Consider the following 19,245-nt stretch of genomic DNA (forward strand, 5'->3'; position numbering starts at 1 on the left):
TACAGATCAATATTCATTCTACAAATTGAGGAGTGAAGATTTATGGTAACATTATACACATCACCAAGCTGTACATCATGTAGAAAAGCAAGAGCGTGGTTAGAAGAGCACAATATCCCGTATCAAGAGAGAAACATTTTTTCTGAGCCTCTTTCAATCGATGAAATCAAAGAAATTCTTCGAATGACAGAAGACGGTACAGACGAAATTATCTCAACACGTTCAAAAGTATTCCAAAAACTAAATGTCAATGTTGAGACAATGCCGCTTCAACAATTGTATAAACTAATCAATGAGCATCCAGGTCTTTTACGTCGCCCAATTATCTTGGATGAAAAAAGATTACAAGTTGGATACAATGAAGATGAAATTAGACGTTTCTTGCCAAGAACGGTTCGTACATTCCAACTAAGAGAAGCTCAACGACTTGCTAACTAATATAAACACGAAAAGCTGCCGATCATTTGGCAGCTTTTTTTATTTGTTTTCAGCCGTTTGTTCGTAAAAGAGGCTGGCTAATATGACTACTATGACGGTTAAAAACGGAAGCAACAATTCAAGCGCTGCATGCTGTGACATAAATTCAGTCAATTTCACATCACGCACAATCATTTCTCCGCCAGTAAAGGCCAAAAGCGCACTTCCTCCGTATAAAAGAAACGGAAATTTGGTCAAAGCTGCATGAATCAGCTTACTTCCCCAAATAATAATCGGCACAGAAATCATGAGGCCAAAAGCGGTCAGAAGCATGTTGCCTTTTGCCGCACCTGCAACTGCGATGACATTATCAAGTGACATAAAGAGGTCAGCAATCACAATGGTTTGCACCGCACGCCAAAGGGAGCCGCTGCTCTTAATCCGAATCGATTCCTTCTTTTGTTCAATTAACAAATTGTATCCTATATAAAGGAGAAAAAGACCACCAATAAACTGCAAATAAGGGATTGTCAATAAATAAACGGCGGCACCAGTCATTGTAATTCTCATCAGCACGGCTAAAAGTGTGCCGATCCAAATGGCCTTATTGCGTTTATCATGTGATAAACTTCGACTGGCCATTGCAATGATGAGCGCATTATCTCCGCCTAAAATCAGGTCTATGCCAATAATCATCAGTAAGGATACGATCCACTCTGTTTCCATCTAATTCACCTCATGTCCCAAATAGAGCTCGTACAACCAATATATGAAGACAATTCAAATATATGTTTCTGCAAGTTTTCTCTGCAAAAAATGCGTTTTTATTTCTTTTATTCATGTTTTATCATAAAATAGAGAATACGAAGCAATACCTCAATTCTTTAAACGGTTAACATGTAGACGGAACGGGTAAAGTGTAGTAAAGTACTATTAATTGGGAGCTTGTATGTCCCTTCAACATCTTATATAGAAGGGAAGGTTGGCAAAATGGAAATCGAAAGAATAAATGAACATACAGTAAAATTTTATATTTCCTACGGTGATATTGAAGATCGCGGATTTGACCGTGAAGAGATTTGGTATAATCGTGAGCGCAGTGAAGAGCTGTTTTGGGAAGTAATGGACGAAGTGCACGAAGAAGAAGAATTTGCAGTAGAGGGACCGCTTTGGATTCAAGTACAGGCACTTGACAAAGGTCTTGAAATTGTCGTGACAAAAGCCCAACTTTCTAAAGATGGACAAAAGCTCGAATTGCCGATTCCAGAAGATAAAAAAGATCAAACAGATGAAGAAAGCTTAGACGCACTGCTTGATGATTTTCATAAAGAAGAGCAAGATCAAGAAGACCATAATGAGAAGGACAAAAAACTTCAACTTCAATTCGTGTTGAAAATGGATGATTTTGAAGATTTGATTGCACTTTCTCAATTAAATATGCAGGATTTTACCACAAGTTTATATTCGTTTGAAAACCGTTATTATCTATATGTTGACTTCCACGAGGATTTGTCAGATGAGCAAGTGGAGAATAAGCTCAGCATTTTGCTTGAATATGCTCATGAATCAGTTGTCAGCATCTACAGACTGAAAGAATACGGTCAGCTGATTATCGAAGGGAATGCCCTTGAAACGATTCAACAGCACTTCTCGTAACTAGCAAAAAGTCGATTTCTATAGAGGAATCGACTTTTTTATCTGAATGAATAGGTAAATAAAGAGATCGGCAAGGAGAAAATGAAATGAGAAATGTAGTCAAAGTTCTATTTTTTCTAATCATTACGTTAGGTGCTTATTTAATTGTCCAATTGATTGCCGGTGATTTAGCGGTAAGTGTATTAAGTTCAGTCAGTGTTCTATTTACTTTATCGATTATTTTCATCGGATTTGTTATTTTCTTGGAGAACCGGAATCCGTCTCACACGATTACATGGCTTGTCCTGCTGGGCAGCTTTCCGTTATTCGGCTTTTTGTTCTACATTTTCTTTGGACGCAATATCAAAAAGCGCCGGCTATTTGAAAAGAAAGCGGTATTGGATGAGCAGTTAATCCAGGAAGATGAACGTATTCATAGAGAAGCGATTGAAAAAATGACGCATATGGGTGATCATCAGCAGCTTTTATTTAAGCTGGCCCACAGACTTGGACATACCCCTATTACATATCGCACGTCCTCTAAAGTCCTAACCAATGGTGAAGAAACATTCTCTCATATTTTTGAAGAGATCAAAAAAGCAACACATCACATTCATTTAGAATATTACATTCTCCGCCACGATGAACTTGGCCAAGAATTAAAGGACATTCTCATTGAAAAAGCGAAAAATGGCGTGATTGTCCGCTTTTTATATGACGATGTAGGAAGTTTAAAGCTTTCTCGTCAATATATTGCTGACCTAGAAAAGGCTGGCGTTCAGATCGTTCCATTTTTACCAGTAAGGCTCCCCCTTTTAAATAATAAAATTAACTTCCGAAATCATAGAAAAATTGTTGTCATCGATGGAGAAGTGGGATTTGTCGGCGGGCTTAATATCGGTGACGAATACATGGGCAAAAGCAGACAATATGGATTCTGGCGTGATACACATCTGATGATTAAGGGTGAAGCTGTTCGTGACCTCCAGCAGATTTTCATGCAGGATTGGTATTATATGACGAATGAAAGATGCTCAGGTGTGGACTATTTCAAAGATTTCAGCCACCTTGAGAGTACAACAGAAGGCGTACAAATGATTGCTGGCGGGCCTGACAAGCAGTGGGAGGTCATTAAAAATCTCTTTTTCTCTATGATCATCTCCGCTAAAAAGTCCATTTGGATCGCTTCACCGTATTTTGTTCCGGATGATGATATTTTGTCCGCATTGAAAATTGCCGCATTGAGCGGAGTAGATGTCCGGATTATTGCTCCAAAGAATCCAGATAAACGGATTGTGTTCCATGCGTCTCGTTCATACTTCCCGGAGCTTCTTGACGCAGGGGCGAAGGTGTACGAGTATGATCAAGGCTTTATGCATAGTAAATTTATTATTGTGGATAATGAACTGGCTTCGATTGGAACGGCAAACATGGATATGAGAAGCTTTCATTTGAACTTTGAAGTGAATGCCTTCCTCTATAAAACGAAAAGCACAGAGAAGCTTGTCAACGATTTCTTAGGTGATTTAGAGCAGTCACATGAAATTGTGTCAGAAGAGTTCGCAAAGAGACCTTTGAGGGTCAGACTGTTTGAATCAACAGCAAGACTATTATCACCACTTTTATAAAGATTGTATTTTCCCCCTTTTCTATAAGGGGGGTTTTTTATTTTACTAAGGAAATGATCAGTAAAATCATCTTTTGACACGATAAAAATTCATTTTGTCTATTCGCTTCTTTAAAGACGAACAAGCTATAATACGGTCATCAAAGAGCAAGGGGCGAACTGAATGAATGCAGCAATGATGGATAACGGTAAGCTTATCCGAATTACACATCATCTATCGAAAAGCCGGCTGGAGCATGTAAGAACGACGTGCAAATTTTATTGTCCTGAATGTAGGGAAGAGGTGCAATTAAAGCTAGGGGAGCATCGTGTCTATCATTTTGCGCATAAACAGCTGACAGCATGTTCGTTAGCCTCAGGCGAAACGGCTTATCATCAGGCGGGAAAGGAAGCCATTATGAATTGGCTGAAGCGGCTTGGACATAACCCGGCGCTGGAAAAGTATATGTCAAAGGTTCATCAGCGTCCTGATGTGACCGTCTCTATAGGAAATGAAACCTATGCATTCGAATTTCAATGTGCTAATATTTCCCGGCAGGAGCTGCGCAGAAGAACAGCAGGTCTCCGTGAAGCAGGTCTCTTTCCTATATGGATAATAGGGGCAAATCGTTTGAAACGAAAATCTGCCCAGCTTTTTTCTTTCTCCTCCATTCATTGGGGAATTTTAAGGGAATCAGAGAAAAGGCGGTTGCTTTTTTTCTGCCCGCTTCAAAATAGGTTCATCCATCTTGAGCAATTTCTCGTGTTTCAACCAACGAAAATATGTGCGGCAATGACTGTCAGACCACCTTCAGCATACAGCAAAATACCGGCACTCCTATCTCCGCCCTCAAGCAAGCGTCAAGTAAACCAACAATGGCTTAAATGTATACAGCAATTTAGGCAGCGTCCTCCTCGCATTTTATCAAATGAAAGCAAACGTTTGAGAGATATTTTTTATGAGCATCATCAAACAGCATTTCCTTTTTTGCCGACTGTATTATTTATCCCGGTGCAAGAAGCGTATATCTTTACAAGTCCCGTATATGTTTGGCAGGGATGTCTCTATGATTGGATGATGAGGAAAAAAGGAAGCAGGCGAGTAACGATTCAACAGCTGATGAAAGAAATCAACCGGTGTGTGCAGATGAAAGAAGTGAAACTTCGATATAGTGATGTGTCAAGAGAAGAAATAAAAGTGGTGGTCACTGCATATGTAAAGGCGCTTGTAAGACAAGGGTTTTTACATATGACGAAAGAGGGTAATTATGAAGTATCGTCCAATCAAATGCCAATACAAACACTTGATGAAGTGCTAAAACGAGATGCTTTCTTATTTCATTAGCATGTTTCATGACCACTTTGATCATGATAAGAAAAAGGTGGTGCTGCTATTGAATCGAAAGAAACGCTTTTTTCTCATTTTTTTAGTCTGTTTGGTATTTATTTCTGCATATGATTTGACAAATATAGTTCAAAACAAAGAAGATAAATACAACACCAATTTCTTTCACTTTCCGAAAGGTTGGTTCAACACAACTCATGCAAGGGGGATTCATATGACTTCACAAAACAAAAACAATCATCTACCAGACAGAAGCGAAGTAAAAGAAGAAAACAAATGGCGCCTTGAAGATATTTTTGAAAGCGTCGATGCATGGAACAAGGAATTCGAAGCGGTCAAAAAAGAAATTCCGAAGCTGGCACAATTTAAAGGCAAGCTGGCCCATTCTGCTGATGTCCTGTATGAAGCCCTAACCTTTCAGGATCAACTTTCTGAAAAGCTTGGCAAGCTTTATACATATGCTCACATGAAATACGATGAAGATACAACGAATTCATCCTTTCAGGCGTTAAATGATAAAGCGTCGAATCTATTTACACAGCTGTCTAGTACATCTGCTTATATTGTTCCAGAGATTTTATCAATTCAAGAAGATAAATTGCAGCAATTTATTCTGGAAAAAGAAGAATTAAAACTGTATTCACATGCTCTCGAAGAAATTAATAAAGAGCGTCCACATATTTTAAGTGAGGAACAAGAAGCTTTATTAGCTGAGGCCTCTGAACCACTTTCATCTTCATCTACTACTTTTAGTATGTTTAACAACGCCGATATTTCGTTTCCTTCTGTAAAGGATGAGAATGGGGAGGAAAAGAAAATTACCCACGGCAACTTTATCACATTTTTAAATAGTGATGATCGTGAAGTGAGAAAGAATGCCTTTAAAGCTGTGTATAAAACGTATGATCAGTATAAGAATACACTTGCTTCTACACTAAGCGGTTCAATTAAAAAGGATAATTTTTATGCAAAAGTACGAAATTACAAATCGGCAAGAGAAGCAGCACTATCACGAAACAGCATCCCAGAAGAAGTGTATGACAATCTAATTGATACAGTTCATCAATATTTACCGTTATTACACCGCTATATTGAATTACGCAAAAAGGTATTAAAGCTTGATGAAGTGCACAATTACGACTTGTATACACCACTTGTGAAAGATGCTGGCATGAAACTCACCTACGATGAAGCAAAGGATTATATGCTGAAAGGGTTAGCGCCTTTAGGAGAAGAATATGTGTCCGTGTTAAAAGAAGGACTCGAAAATCGCTGGGTAGACGTTTATGAGAATAAAGGGAAACGAAGCGGTGCTTATTCATCTGGCAGCTATGGTACAAATCCATATATCCTCATGAACTGGCAAAATAACATTGATAATTTGTTTACGCTGGCTCATGAATTTGGGCACTCTGTCCACAGCTACTACACAAGAAAACACCAGCCATATCCGTATGGAAACTATAGTATCTTTGTAGCTGAAGTGGCTTCCACTACAAATGAAGCGTTACTAGGCGAATACCTGCTGAATCATTTAGACGATAAAAAACAGCGCTTGTATGTATTAAACCACTTGTTAGAAGGATTTAGAGGAACAGTATTCAGACAAACGATGTTTGCTGAGTTTGAGCATCTTATTCATGTGAAAGCACAAGAAGGAGAGGCTTTAACGCCAGAATTTATGACGAACCTTTATTATGACCTGAACAAGAAGTATTTTGGTGACGGCATGGTGGTTGATAAGGAAATTGGATTAGAGTGGACGAGAATTCCTCATTTCTATTACAACTATTATGTGTATCAATATGCGACAGGCTATAGTGCGGCGCAGGCATTAAGCAAGCAAATCTTACAAGAAGGAAAACCAGCGGTAGAGCGCTATACAGATTTCCTTAAAGCAGGAAGCTCTGATTATCCAATCAATGTGCTGAAAAAAGCTGGGGTTGATATGGCTTCTAAAGAACCAATTGAAGCAGCATGCCAATTGTTTGAAGAAAAACTGAAAGAAATGGAAGAGCTCATCTCCAAAACAGGTGAGTAATGAAAAGACTTCTGTCAGACGTGTGAGTGCCAGCTCATCTTTTGACAGGAGTTTTTTTCTCATAAAAAAGACCTCTTCAGATACAGAGGCCAATCCTTTTTAATGATCAACCTTTAAAACCTCTAAAGGTCTTACGGTGATTCATTCGGTAAAGCGTAAAAAGAATCGCAGCAAATAAGAGTGGAGACGTCACATAAAGAGGAAGCATTTTCATTAAGCCTAATATATTTAAAAAGAAACATAAGCCAATGGCAACAAGTCCAATGGTTGTGCTGCGCATGTAAATCCCCCCATTTTTTGTTACTTTCACTATATGAAAGTGACAACCCTCTTATGTTTTGTGACAAAAATATGAACATCTAGCATATCTGTTGTCATAAGTCGACAAAATTTGATATACTACAGATGTGAAATTAATCACATACAAACATTACCCCTTTGTTTGACCGTGAAAAATTTCTCCCATCCCCTTTGTTGTCGTTAAGACATAGTGAAACCGCGCTTATCCCGGCGCGGTTTCTTCGTGTCTATAAATGGAACAAACGTTCCTTTTTAGAGTAAAGAAAAAACATGGGTCAGCACCCATGTTCATTTTCACAGCGATATACATCAAGATCTGTATGGTGGTCATTCTCTTTATAACGCCAAAACATTTCTTGCTGCACTTGTACACGTTCTACCTTTTGAGCGAAAGCCAGCTTCTTCATTTCTCGTTCAACTTCTTCAAGCGTCAGGTCATAAACAACGGCTATCTCTTTTGCGGATGCAAATTGAAAGTATGCAATAAACCATTCAATTGGAGGCCGTTCAGATGGTGTTGGTTTTTCACCAATCATTTCAAAAAGGATTTCCTCGTATATATCATAAGAGTAGGCACCTGAAATTTTTAATCCTTCATCTCCATTTACGGTATTAAAAAAGGCGAAGGTCGGAAGCTCAGATACGTCCATTTCAGCTGCAATTTTCATATCACATTGTAGTGCTTTCACCGCACTTTGAGAATGAATGTCGCGCTGGAATTCCTCGATGTCCAGACCAGCACTTTTTGCATTTTCTATCAGCACTTGCTCACTTGTGACATCTTGCTGATGGCAAAAAAGCGATTCTTGAATGAGACGCAAAAATTTCATTCCGCATTTTCTTCCTTGAAGCTCCGCTGCTTTTAATGCGAGTGAGGCGAGGTAGGGTGATGTCACAATTTGTTCAGACAGCATTTGTTCTTTTTTGGTCTGCGTTTTAGTGGCAAATTTCCCCCATGCTTCAGTCAGTAAATGTTTCTTTCTTTTCCGATTCAATGCATTAATACTAGAACTTGTTACCGTTCGTAAAGTGAAAAAACGGCCATATTTCATTTTCAATTTTTTAATGGATGGCTCTAATAACCAGCAGTCTGGGCTTAGAGGATCAATGAATACATAGATTTCAATCGGCTTTTGAGGATGTCCGTGACAGTGTGAGAAATATTGATCGTGCGAATTGCAGCTCAAGATCGTCCATCCTTTTCAGGTGTTTGGTTGACCATATGACGAGCCGTCAGAGAAAGCCGTTCAAATAAAAAGTCACGAATATCGCCGGTTAGTCCTACTTGATCCATTGCATCCTCCATGCATTCAAGCCATGCGTCCGCCCGCTCCTCAGTAATCGGAAAAGGGAGATGTCTCGCCCGCAGCATTGGGTGGCCATGCTCCTCTGTATAAAGCGGTGGTCCGCCTAAATATTGCGTTAAAAACTGTTTTTGTTTTCTTGCTGTTTCTTTTAAGTCATCCGGGAAAATAGGATGAAGCAAAGGATGACACTTTACATTTTCATAAAAAGTATCAACAAGTTGCGATAGAAGTTCCTCTCCAACCGCTTCGTAAGGTGCGTTAAACGATTGTACCATGTTGACTACTCCTTTTACTCGTAGTTAATAGGATGACTCACCCTATTGCGCATTTCATTTATTTCAAAAGTGATATTCAGTTTGTTCTATTTTATTGTTTCTATTCTTGTACTTATTTTAACAACCTCATCTCAATTCCACAAACAAACAGCTTTGGTCTGCTCGAAATAAAGAGTGGGGCGGGTTCCGTGATCAATTGACCATATCATAACACATTCAGTCAAAAAAGGGGGAAAAGCGACATACAAAAAACCGAAGAGGTTATTCTCTTCGGTTTAAGCGAAATATTGGGCTGTGATTTTCTTTACATAATTTTGTGTTTCTTTAAATGGAGGGATGCCCCCGTATTTATCTACATTTCCTGAACCTGCATTATAGGCAGCTAAGGCGAGTGAGATATTTCCGTTATATTTCTGAAGCATTTGTTTTATATACTTCGTACCGCCTTCAATGTTTTGTGCAGCATCAAAGGCATTGTTGACGCCAAGTGATTTAGCTGTAGATGGCATGAGCTGCATGAGACCAAGCGCACCTGCATGGCTGACAGCATTCGTGCGATAGCCGGATTCCTGCTTAATGACTGCGTGAATCAGCTTTTCGGGAACCCCATGCTTTTGAGCCATTTGTGACACGATTTGATTAATCTCTTTTGATGATGAGCCGCTGGAGACAGCTTTTTGAAGCGGCGGTGTGTAGCTGTTGTTTAAGACATTTCCAATGCCATTCGCTGTATTTAATTGATTGTCATTTGCATACAAAGATTGAGCCTCAAGCTGATCACTGCCGGCAATCGCAGATAAATATGGGTTTGTACGCGCATATTGCGTGTTCGGAGCCGTTGATGGGTCCGTGCCCATAAAAGCAGAAATGGATAGCGGGAGACGTGATAATTCTGATCCGCCTAAAAAATCTTGCAGCAGCGACTGAAATGAAGCTTGGGCATTCGATTCTTGACCCGCAGACATTTGCGTTTGTGCTGGATCTATTTGTAACGTTTTAAGCGCTTGAAGCTGCATAAAGGATTGAAGTTGATTAACGTTCATCATGTTCCTCCTTCAAGGAATTCATCTATTCTGTGTTTTCATTTTTTCTTCATAAAAACGAACGACTTTGTTTTTCGTGTTTCGTACTGGGATATGAAATTTGCGGAGCAATGCGGAGAAAGCGGCTTGTCCGATTTCCAGGTCGCTCACTTCAAATTCAAGTTCATAGTCCTCTACTGTTAAATATCGGCTGTGATCCAAAACAATTAAGCCTTCTTTGATCATTTTTTCTGCTCTTGACGTTTCAAGTGAACCAAAGTACACAATTTGATCCTTTTGAATGTTCAGGTGGGCTAATCTGTCCGCAACTTCACCTTCTGGCAGCTCAAAATCGTTAAGTTGTGATGGGGGATCGATCGTTTGATGGGTTTCAAGCAAGCCTATTTCGTGCGGTTCTTTTAATGTGAGCACCCATTGACCGTTTTTTTCTCTCATTCTTAATGCAGCCAATTGAGATTTTATATCAAATTGAGGTGTATCAAAATAATAGTTGGTTTGCGTGTGGAAATCCGCATCCTTCAATTGAAAATGCAGTTTCAGCTGTTCAAATTCTTCTTTCATTAATAATTGTTTTAGTTCTATTTCAATTTCCTGTGCCATTTTGACATCAACCTTTCATTTAGAGGAAATATGATTATTGTACATGAAGTGTGTTCACCATGTAAAAGACTGTTTTTTTCTCTTTATTTTCTTTAGGCGTGGACCAAATTGAATGAAGAATCGTAGGAAAGGATCATTTAAAAGAGAAAAACAGGATTTTCTCCAAAAGTTCGGTTTATCAATATTGAACTTGATATGATAAAATAAAGCTGTACTTTGTTGTAAAGGAGATCATGATGCAAAACAGAATTGAAATCACAGAAGCAACTTTAAAAGAAGACAGGCTGATTTTGACAATCCAGTCAGAAGAGCAAATCCAAAAAGCAAAAGCATCAGGACAAATGCTTGTTGATTCTGATCACTTTGCGTTCGTTTACATACTTGAAACCGAGGAGTCCTTTTCGTATCTTATTTTAGGGGAACATACATGGGCTCCATTAAAAGAAGCAATGAATCGTGACATCCCTGTCTATTTGGCATCGGATGAATATTCGCTGGAACTCATTCAGCTTCAACAGGAATTACATTATTTAATCGACAATATTAAAGACAATGCCAATTACGGAGATATGGAAGAGAAAGTGAAAAGCACATTCCTCTGAAATAATTAGGTATATGGAATTGGGGGAAGTTTCATGGACAAAAAACAATGGGATCAATTCCTCGCACCGTATAAACAAGCAGTCGAAGAATTAAAAGTGAAACTAAAAGGCATTCGAAAGCTGTATGAATTCGAGGATGACCATTCACCAGTAGAATTTGTCACAGGCCGAGTGAAACCCGTTGCCAGCATATTAGAAAAGGCAAAGCGTAAAAACATCCCGATGCATGAGATTGAAACGATGCAGGATATTGCTGGGCTTCGCATTATGTGCCAGTTTGTAGAAGATATACAAGTCGTGAAAAAAATGCTCCAGTCACGTAAAGATTTTGTGGTTGTAGATAAACGCGACTATATTGCAGAACATAAAGAAAGCGGATACCGCTCTTACCACCTTGTTGTGTTATATCCGCTGCAAACGATCAACGGAGAGAAGCAGCTCCTTGTCGAAATCCAAATTCGTACGCTTGCGATGAACTTTTGGGCGACCATTGAGCATTCTCTGAATTATAAATATAGTGGGAATATCCCGGAGAAGGTCAAGCTGCGCCTTCAAAGAGCATCTGAGGCAGCATCTCGTCTCGATGAAGAAATGTCCGAAATTAGAGGGGAAATTCAAGAAGCACAAGTGGCATTTTCCCGGAAAAAGAAAAACGACAGCTGAGCCAGTTTGATCAAATATGATGCTGCCCTCTCATAGCAGCAAGGTGAAAAAGGAGAAGAATTCATGAAATTTGCAGTTTCTTCAAAAGGGAATTCTGTATCTGACACGCTCAAAAGTAAAATTCAGACCTACTTATTGGATTTTGGCATGGAACTAAATGAAGAGGAACCGGATCTTGTCATTACGGTTGGTGGAGACGGCACCCTTCTTTATGCCTTTCACCGCTACAGCAACCGTCTGAATGAAACAGCCTTTGTCGGTGTTCATACAGGTCATCTTGGCTTCTATGCTGACTGGGTGCCGAGTGAAATTGAAAAACTCGTCTTAGCCATTGCGAAAACGCCTTATCATATTGTGGAATATCCGATCTTAGAGGTCATTGTCAGATACAACGACGGCGGCAGAGAAGAGAAATATTTAGCAATGAATGAATGTACGATTAAAAGCATGGAAGGGACACTTGTGGCAGATGTTGAAATCAGAGGCCAGCTGTTTGAAACATTCAGAGGTGACGGCCTTTGTTTGTCTACTCCATCAGGCAGTACGGCCTATAATAAGGCACTTGGAGGCGCCATTATTCATCCTTCCATTAGAGCCATTCAGCTGGCAGAAATGGCTTCAATCAACAACAGAGTGTTTCGGACGGTCGGTTCACCGCTTATTTTGCCTGACCACCATACTTGTGTGATTAAGCCGAGGAATGATGTCGATTTTCAGGTGACGATTGATCATTTGACGCTGCTTCATAAAGACGTCAAATCCATTCAATGCCGGGTGGCAGATGAGAATGTCCGTTTTGCTAGATTTAGACCGTTTCCGTTTTGGAAAAGGGTGCAAGATTCCTTTATCGGAAAAGGAGAATAAGAAAGAGGTTGTTCCCGCTGGAATACTTTACGTTAAACAAAACCATGACAGCCAAAGAAGAAGGGCTGCTTTTAAAGGAATATTTAATTGATCTTGGCATTTCGAAAAGAATGCTGACGGATATTAAGTTTGATGGCGGTGACCTCCTCATTAATGGAGAGCATGTTACCGTGAGATATGAGCTGTATGAAGGGGACAGGCTCACCATTTTATTTCCCGAGGAAAAAGTGAGTGAAGGGCTGAAGCCTGCACCGATTCCGCTTGATATTATATTTGAGGACGAGCATGTCCTTGTGCTGAATAAAAGGCCGTATATTCCTTCGATCCCTTCTCGGGAGCACCCCGAGCACAGTATTGCGAATGGATTACTGCACCATTATGCCAAGCAGTCTGTTCGGCATACGGTTCATTTAGTGAACCGTCTTGATCGTGATACATCTGGCGTTATGCTTGTGGCGAAGCATCGCTTTGCCCACAGCCTTTTATCTAAGGCGCAAAAGAGTGGAGCGGTTAAGCGAACATACAGAGCGTTTACACATGGCATGATCACAGAAAAACATGGAACCATCGCTGCAAAAATTGCCCGAAAAGGGGATAGTATCATCGAGCGGATGGTTGATGATACTGGGCAGGAGGCAGTGACGCATTATACCGTGCGAGCGGTAATCGCTGAGTTGAATATGTCGGATGTGTCTCTCTCGCTTGAAACCGGGAGAACACATCAAATTCGTGTGCATATGCAATTTCTTGGGCATCCGCTCATCGGAGATACGCTGTATGGCGGAAGGGCCGAGCGAATAGACCGGCAGGCACTGCATAGTGAAACCCTTGTGTTTCCTCATCCGATGACAGGTGAGCAAATGACATTTTCAGCTCCGCTTCCTGATGATATGAAATCCTTGCTTTTTAATTAGATAAACCCGGTCACCTGCAGCGCAGGGCCGGGTTTTTTTATAATGTGAAATGCTGAAATCTTGAATCGTCATAAGGCATAGATGAGGAGACGGAGACCGTTTTAAGCTCAGGGTATGTGAGGGCAGACAGTTTGTTGCCAAATACGCAGCCTGTATCAATATTGACGGTTCTGCCAACGAATCGAGGTTCTTTCACAGGTGTATGGCCGTACACAATCCACGGTTTTCCGTGATATTCCTTTGCCCAGTCCTTGCGAACAGGCCGCCCATCTGGCCATGTTTCTCCTGTGACGGCACCAAATAATAAATAGGACCGCATCTGTTTATTCGGCTTTTTTCCAATATCCTTTTCCTTCATCGCTGCGTGTGCAATGATCAGCTCATCAGGAATGAGTACATCATAAAGCGGAGCCTTCTCGAATAACTGCTTAAATTCATGTGACAATTTGTTTTGTTCATGAGTTGGCAGTTTTTTCATTTCGTTCACTGTCGTTTCGATGCCATGAAGCAATTTGACGGGATTCCCTTTTAAATAGCGATAAAGCTTAAAGCAATGGTTGCCAGGTACATAGCGGATTGCGCCGTGTGAATAGGCATGAATGACAAATCGCATGACGTCTACTGACTGAGGCCCTCGATCTGTTAAATCACCAACAAGGGCCAGCGTTCTCTTATCAGGATGGACGGGTAATCCATGTTTGAGTTCGTATCCTAGTTTGTGTATGAGGGTAAGCAGCTCTTCGTAGCAGCCGTGGATATCGCCAATGATATCGAATTTCATAAGGTTTCCTCCTGATTTTTTTCATCCATTCGTCGGATATAAAGAAGTTTGAATTTTAGAAAATATAACGAATGGCTTTCATTTCATTTGGGCAATTGTTAGAATCAATCCTTTAACGTAAGACTTATAAAATTAAACATGAATGTTAGGAGGCTTTAGCCAATGGAGCATACATCTGTTTCATCACTCGTTGTCGTTATTATTGTCGCCTTTTTCACCCCTATTTTATTGCACCGATTTAAGCTGACCATTCCGGTCGTTGTAGCTGAAATCATTATGGGGCTCATCATTGGGAAAAGCGGTCTTCAACTGGTTGTCGAACATGATGCGTGGTTAGATACATTATCCATGCTCGGTTTTATTTTTCTGATGTTTTTAAGTGGACTTGAAATAGATTTTTCTTCTTTTGAGTCAAAGAAGAAAGCACGAGAACTTCCAAATGGTTTAAAAGAACCAAATACATTTAAAGCAGCCACCATTATTTTTCTTGGGGTATTTTGTATTTCTTTTATCCTGTCCTATGCGTTTGTACTCGCAGGGTTTATCCAAAATGCCTTTTTAATGACGCTCATTATCTCTACCATCTCATTAGGCGTAGTGGTTCCAACCTTAAAAGAGGAAAAGTTGATGCAGACGAATATCGGTCAAATCATTCTGCTTGTAGCTGTCATTGCTGATTTGGTCACGATGATTTTACTTGCAGTGTTTTCCTCCATTTATGGAGATGGAACAGGGAACATGTGGCTCCTGCTCTTATTATTTGCTGCAGGCATTCTTCTTTATTTATTTGGCCGCGTATTTAAGACAAAGTCAATTTTTCAGTCAATGTCAAAAGGAACCGTGCAAATTGGGACAAGGGCAATCTTTACTCTCATTATAGTCTTAGTTGCCTTATCTGAATCACTCGGGGCTGAAAATATTCTTGGGGCGTTTTTAGCTGGCGTGCTTGTGTCCCTTCTTTCACCAAATAAAGAGCTCGTTCAGCAGCTGGACTCATTTGGCTACGGCTTTTTAATTCCGATCTTTTTTGTGATGGTCGGAGTGGATCTGAATATATGGGCACTGTTTAAGGACCCGACGATTATGATCATGATTCCGCTGCTGTTTATTGCGTTGCTTATAAGTAAACTCATCCCAATTCTTTATTTGAAAAAATGGTATGACATGAATAAGGTCATCGGCTCCGGCTTTTTATTAACTTCAACGTTATCTCTCGTCATTGCAGCTGCGACGATTGGTGAGCGGCTCGGTGTCATTGATCATAAAATGTCTGGAGCGCTGATTTTAGTTGCTGTGCTAACGAGTATTTTAACACCTGTTTGGTTTAAAGCGCTCTTTAAAAAAGAACAAACGGCGAGCTATAAGAAGCGTGTGACCTTTATTGGTGCAAATCAGCTGACCTTACCTGTCACACTTGATTTGCATCAGGATGAATATGACATTCGGATTTTGCATGTGTTTCAAGAAAATAAGGAAGTACTGCTGGCAGACTCTATCTTTGAAGTCGAATCAATTGAACAATACGACGATGAGACGCTGAGAAAGGCAGGCGTCGGCCAAGAGGATGTCCTTGTCGTCGCAACAGGCAGTGAGACAAAAAATAAGGAAATTGCTTTATTTGCAAAAGAAGAAGGTTCAAAACAAGTCATTGCAAGTGTCAACAAAGCTGAGGCAGAGCTGACATTGAAAGAAGCAGGCATTGATACGTTTTCTACTTTCCTTTCATCTAAAACAGTGCTAAGAGCTTTGATTGAAGCACCTGATGCGATTCGTTTGTTAACAAATGAGGATTCTTCTTTGTATCAAATTCAAATGAACAATCATCGTTATCATAATGTCATGCTGAGAGAATTTCCTTTCACCGGTGATTTGGTATTTGTCCGGATTTTCAGAGGGGTAGACAGCTTAGTACCGCATGGAGATACGACCCTTAGAAGCGGCGACCGTGTGCTTGTATCGGGCTCCCGGGAGTATGTAGCAGGACTAAGAGCCCAATTAGAATGACAATGAACCCTTGACCAATGAACAATTCCTGATTAAGATAGAGGTACAACATCATATATTTGATCCACTAGGGGAGTCCTTTAAAAGGGCTGAGATAAAAGTGTCGACTTTTAGACCCTCATTACCTGAACAGGTTCATACCTGCGTAGGGAAGTGGTGCGGTTTTTGACTATGCTTTTTACAAATTCCAAGCCACTTTCCACGCGGAAAGTGGCTTTTTTATATGGAAAAACAGGAGGAGAGGAACATGACGTTTTCAACAGAATGTAAAAAGGCTGCAGCAACATGGTGGAATGGAAGCTTTACGCATCCTTTTGTCAAAGGGATTGGGGATGGCACACTTTCACTCGATCGTTTCACCTATTACGTGATGCAGGATTCGTATTATTTAACTCATTTTGCAAAGGTGCAGGCATATGGAGCGGCGATTAGTGAGGACTTACATACGACGGGCAGAATGGCGTATCATGCCCAGGGCACGTACGAAGCAGAGCTGTCGCTGCATAGGAAATTTACAGAGCTTCTGCAAATTTCTGATGAAGCCATTGAGAACTTTAAGCCTTCCCCGACTGCTTATGCGTATACCTCTCATATGTATCGATCTGTAAAAAGCGGACGGTTTGAAGAGATTTTAGCCGCGTTATTACCGTGTTACTGGCTCTATTATGAGGTAGGTGAAAAGCTGAAACAAACAACACCTGACCATCCAATTTACCAAGAATGGATTTTGACATATGGAGGCGATTGGTTTAAGGAACTCGTTTTCGAACAGGTGAACCGCTTTGATGAACTAGCAGAAAAAGCACCAGAACATGTACGCGCCAATATGAAAGAAAATTTTGTGATTTCAAGCTACTACGAATATCACTTTTGGGAGATGGCGTATCAAAAAGAATTGTGGCAAACAGCATGCTTAGATGGGGTTGGTGCAAATGGAACTCCACGCAGTGACAAATGATTCGCTTCCTGCGGGTGAACTGATCAAACAAATAAAAGCTATTGCGTCTGAAGTGGATTTTATCCATATTCGGGAACGGTCTAAAACAGCAGGTGAGCTTGTTGATCTCGTGAAGAATCTCCTTTTAGAAGGTGTACCGAAAGAAAAGCTCGTGATCAATGACCGAGTAGACGTGGCGCTGCTAACCAATATTCACAGGGTGCATCTTCCGGGTCATAGCTTTTCGCCGAAGGAGCTGCGAAGAAAATTCCCTCACCTTCATGCAGGGGTGTCCGTCCATTCGATAGAAGAAGCGAAAGCAGCAGAGAAAAATGGAGCAGAGTATGTCATGTTTGGGCACGTATATGCCACCTCTTGTAAACCAGGACTTCAGGCAAGAGGTGTACAGCTTGTGAAAGAACTGACTACTGCACTAACAATTCCAGTGGTGGCCATCGGCGGGATGACCCCAGAACGAGTTTCAGAATTGAAACACGCTCATGTGAAAGGAATCGCTGTCATGTCTGGGATTTTTGCTCATCATCAGCCACGTATGATGGCACAAGCATTTTCTGAAGAGGTAAAGGAGAATCCTTATGAAAAAGCATTATGACGTTGCAATCATTGGTGGTGGAATCATAGGGATGTCAATCGCCTATCACCTTGCAAAAGCAGGAAAACAGGTGGTCTTATTTGAAGCGAATGAGATAGGGAAGCAAACGACAAGTGCGGCTGCCGGGATGCTCGGTGCACATGCTGAAGGAGAGGGGCATGAGGATATTTTCTTTCAGGCAGGCAGAGCAAGCCAGGCATTATACGAAAAATTAAAGGTCGATCTTTTGCATGAATCAGGTATTGATATTCGGACTTCAGCAGGCGGCATCATGAAGGTCGCCTTTACAGAAGAAGAGAAGCAGGCCCTTTGCCGGATGCAGCATTTGTCTACGTTTAAGTGGCTTGACGCAAGCAACGTAAAAAAATACATGCCTCAAGTCACAGATCACATGCTGGGAGCAGGTTTGATTGAAGAGGATGTGCATGTGGAGCCTTACGCTGTATGCAGGGCTTTGTGGCAGGCGGCGGTCCGCTACGGAGCAGATGTGAAAGAGTGTACACCTGTGATCGAAGTGAAGCGGGGCAAAGAAGTGTTAACTGTCAGAACACCGAAGGGCACATTCACATGTGATGACCTGACAGTCGCAAGTGGTGTATGGTCTGGCCGTTTTTTTGAAGAGCTCGGATTATCGCATTCTCTTTATCCAGTAAAAGGGGAATGTGTGTCTGTATGGAATAATGGTCCGGCGCTCGCACACACCATTTATCATGATCATTGTTATATCGTTCAGCGAGATAGTGGAAAGCTTGTTATCGGTGCAACGATGAAGCCAAACGAGTGGCAGGCTGTTCCAACGCTTGGTGGCATGGAAGCTGTGATTCAAAAGGCGTCTCAGCTGATGCCTTCTATTAAAGAGATGCCGATTGAAAAGTGCTGGGCAGGCCTTCGTCCGGCGACAAACGATCGGCACCCCTATATCGGAAGACATCCCGAAGACAAGCGTATTCTTTTTGCTGCAGGGCATTACAGGAATGGCATTTTACTTGCGCCGATTACTGGAGAAATCATTCGTGATCTCATATTAGACAAACCGGTCAAAGAGGAATGGCTTCACGCATTTCGTATTGGACGAAAGGAGGCACTATTCGTATGAAGATTCAATTGAATGGCAGAATCGTTGACTTCGATCAAGAGAATGGAACGATCTATGATCTTCTATCAGCCTATCAGCTTGAAAACCGTGTGGTGATCGTTGAAAAGAACCAAGAAATCATTGATAAAGAAGCGTTTCAACAAGTAGTCATTCAACCAAATGACACGATTGAAATCGTTCATTTTGTAGGAGGAGGATGATC

General features: G+C 40.9%; 21 protein-coding genes and 1 riboswitch. Of the genes, 14 read left to right on the plus strand and 7 right to left on the minus strand.

Annotated elements, in window-relative coordinates; translation table 11 throughout:
• Positions 1-42: 42 nt before the first annotated feature.
• A complete protein-coding gene (spxA, locus tag C9414_RS14135) occupies positions 43-438 on the plus strand; it encodes a transcriptional regulator SpxA (RefSeq protein ID WP_003211421.1) in 396 nt (131 codons plus the stop codon).
• 39 nt (positions 439-477) lie between these two features.
• Here spxA and C9414_RS14140 read toward each other — a convergent pair whose 3' ends face one another.
• Positions 478-1,143 carry a TerC family protein gene (locus C9414_RS14140; protein WP_047201799.1) on the minus strand — a complete coding sequence of 222 codons (666 nt, stop codon included), beginning with the start codon at positions 1,141-1,143 and terminating at the stop codon, positions 478-480.
• 264 nt (positions 1,144-1,407) lie between these two features.
• Between C9414_RS14140 and mecA the strand changes: the two genes are divergently transcribed.
• From mecA to pepF, 4 genes are all read left to right on the plus strand, one after another.
• Positions 1,408-2,073, plus strand: a complete 666-nt coding sequence (gene mecA / locus C9414_RS14145) for an adaptor protein MecA (RefSeq protein WP_024425038.1) — start codon at positions 1,408-1,410, stop codon at positions 2,071-2,073.
• 86 nt (positions 2,074-2,159) lie between these two features.
• Complete coding sequence (gene cls / locus C9414_RS14150; protein ID WP_107163864.1) at positions 2,160-3,680, plus strand: cardiolipin synthase; 1,521 nt, start codon at positions 2,160-2,162, stop codon at positions 3,678-3,680.
• Positions 3,681-3,842: 162 nt separating this feature from the next.
• Positions 3,843-5,003 (plus strand): competence protein CoiA, encoded by a 1,161-nt coding sequence (locus C9414_RS14155; protein WP_107163865.1) that lies wholly within the window; start codon positions 3,843-3,845, stop codon positions 5,001-5,003.
• A 214-nt stretch (positions 5,004-5,217) separates the two neighbouring features.
• Positions 5,218-7,044: an oligoendopeptidase F gene (gene pepF / locus C9414_RS14160; protein WP_281733681.1), complete on the plus strand. Its 1,827-nt coding sequence runs from the start codon at positions 5,218-5,220 to the stop codon at positions 7,042-7,044.
• A 106-nt stretch (positions 7,045-7,150) separates the two neighbouring features.
• On the opposite strand, the gene C9414_RS20260 is transcribed toward pepF, so the two are convergent.
• The 5 genes from C9414_RS20260 to C9414_RS14180 form a co-directional block, all read right to left on the minus strand.
• Positions 7,151-7,324, minus strand: coding sequence for a hypothetical protein (locus C9414_RS20260; protein WP_047201803.1), 174 nt, complete (start codon positions 7,322-7,324; stop codon positions 7,151-7,153).
• 295 nt (positions 7,325-7,619) lie between these two features.
• On the minus strand, positions 7,620-8,531 hold the full coding sequence (locus tag C9414_RS14165; protein ID WP_041089848.1) for a ClpXP adapter SpxH family protein: 912 nt from the start codon (positions 8,529-8,531) through the stop codon (positions 7,620-7,622).
• Positions 8,528-8,926 (minus strand): globin domain-containing protein, encoded by a 399-nt coding sequence (locus C9414_RS14170; RefSeq protein ID WP_008355333.1) that lies wholly within the window; start codon positions 8,924-8,926, stop codon positions 8,528-8,530. Before C9414_RS14170 ends, C9414_RS14165 begins: the two co-directional genes overlap by 4 nt.
• Before the next feature lie 275 nt (positions 8,927-9,201).
• A complete protein-coding gene (locus C9414_RS14175) occupies positions 9,202-9,969 on the minus strand; it encodes a lytic transglycosylase domain-containing protein (protein ID WP_107163866.1) in 768 nt (255 codons plus the stop codon).
• 21 nt (positions 9,970-9,990) lie between these two features.
• The gene (locus tag C9414_RS14180; protein ID WP_099663159.1) at positions 9,991-10,569 is read right to left on the minus strand and encodes a CYTH domain-containing protein; all 579 of its coding nucleotides are present in this window, start codon (positions 10,567-10,569) and stop codon (positions 9,991-9,993) included.
• Positions 10,570-10,805: 236 nt separating this feature from the next.
• Between C9414_RS14180 and C9414_RS14185 the strand changes: the two genes are divergently transcribed.
• From C9414_RS14185 to C9414_RS14200, 4 genes are all read left to right on the plus strand, one after another.
• On the plus strand, positions 10,806-11,171 hold the full coding sequence (locus C9414_RS14185; RefSeq protein WP_024425029.1) for a UPF0738 family protein: 366 nt from the start codon (positions 10,806-10,808) through the stop codon (positions 11,169-11,171).
• A 33-nt stretch (positions 11,172-11,204) separates the two neighbouring features.
• The gene (gene yjbM, locus C9414_RS14190) at positions 11,205-11,834 is read left to right on the plus strand and encodes a GTP diphosphokinase (protein WP_039177834.1); all 630 of its coding nucleotides are present in this window, start codon (positions 11,205-11,207) and stop codon (positions 11,832-11,834) included.
• Positions 11,835-11,897: 63 nt separating this feature from the next.
• Complete coding sequence (locus C9414_RS14195; protein ID WP_039177835.1) at positions 11,898-12,698, plus strand: NAD kinase; 801 nt, start codon at positions 11,898-11,900, stop codon at positions 12,696-12,698.
• 17 nt (positions 12,699-12,715) lie between these two features.
• On the plus strand, positions 12,716-13,612 hold the full coding sequence (locus tag C9414_RS14200) for an RluA family pseudouridine synthase (RefSeq protein WP_181286153.1): 897 nt from the start codon (positions 12,716-12,718) through the stop codon (positions 13,610-13,612).
• Positions 13,613-13,649: 37 nt separating this feature from the next.
• On the opposite strand, the gene prpE is transcribed toward C9414_RS14200, so the two are convergent.
• A complete protein-coding gene (prpE, locus tag C9414_RS14205) occupies positions 13,650-14,393 on the minus strand; it encodes a bis(5'-nucleosyl)-tetraphosphatase PrpE (protein WP_107163867.1) in 744 nt (247 codons plus the stop codon).
• Between the two features lie 162 nt (positions 14,394-14,555).
• On the opposite strand from prpE, the gene C9414_RS14210 reads away from it, so the two are divergent.
• The 5 genes from C9414_RS14210 to thiS all read left to right on the plus strand — a co-directional run bounded on the left by C9414_RS14210 (position 14,556) and on the right by thiS (position 19,243).
• Positions 14,556-16,397: a monovalent cation:proton antiporter family protein gene (locus C9414_RS14210; protein WP_107163868.1), complete on the plus strand. Its 1,842-nt coding sequence runs from the start codon at positions 14,556-14,558 to the stop codon at positions 16,395-16,397.
• A gap of 59 nt (positions 16,398-16,456) precedes the next feature.
• Positions 16,457-16,566: riboswitch (TPP riboswitch) on the plus strand.
• Positions 16,567-16,644: 78 nt separating this feature from the next.
• Complete coding sequence (gene tenA, locus C9414_RS14215; protein ID WP_047201807.1) at positions 16,645-17,355, plus strand: thiaminase II; 711 nt, start codon at positions 16,645-16,647, stop codon at positions 17,353-17,355.
• A complete protein-coding gene (tenI, locus tag C9414_RS14220) occupies positions 17,330-17,947 on the plus strand; it encodes a thiazole tautomerase TenI (RefSeq protein ID WP_047201829.1) in 618 nt (205 codons plus the stop codon). The genes tenA and tenI overlap by 26 nt, the downstream gene beginning before the upstream one ends.
• Entirely contained in the window at positions 17,931-19,043 is a 1,113-nt protein-coding gene (gene thiO, locus C9414_RS14225; RefSeq protein ID WP_107163869.1) for a glycine oxidase ThiO, read from the plus strand. Before tenI ends, thiO begins: the two co-directional genes overlap by 17 nt.
• Positions 19,040-19,243 (plus strand): sulfur carrier protein ThiS, encoded by a 204-nt coding sequence (gene thiS / locus C9414_RS14230; RefSeq protein ID WP_039177840.1) that lies wholly within the window; start codon positions 19,040-19,042, stop codon positions 19,241-19,243. The genes thiO and thiS overlap by 4 nt, the downstream gene beginning before the upstream one ends.
• The last annotated feature ends 2 nt before the right edge of the window (positions 19,244-19,245 follow it).

The organism is Bacillus sp. Nf3, from assembly GCF_003028545.1.
GTDB classification, from domain to species: Bacteria; Bacillota; Bacilli; order Bacillales; family Bacillaceae; genus Bacillus; species Bacillus safensis.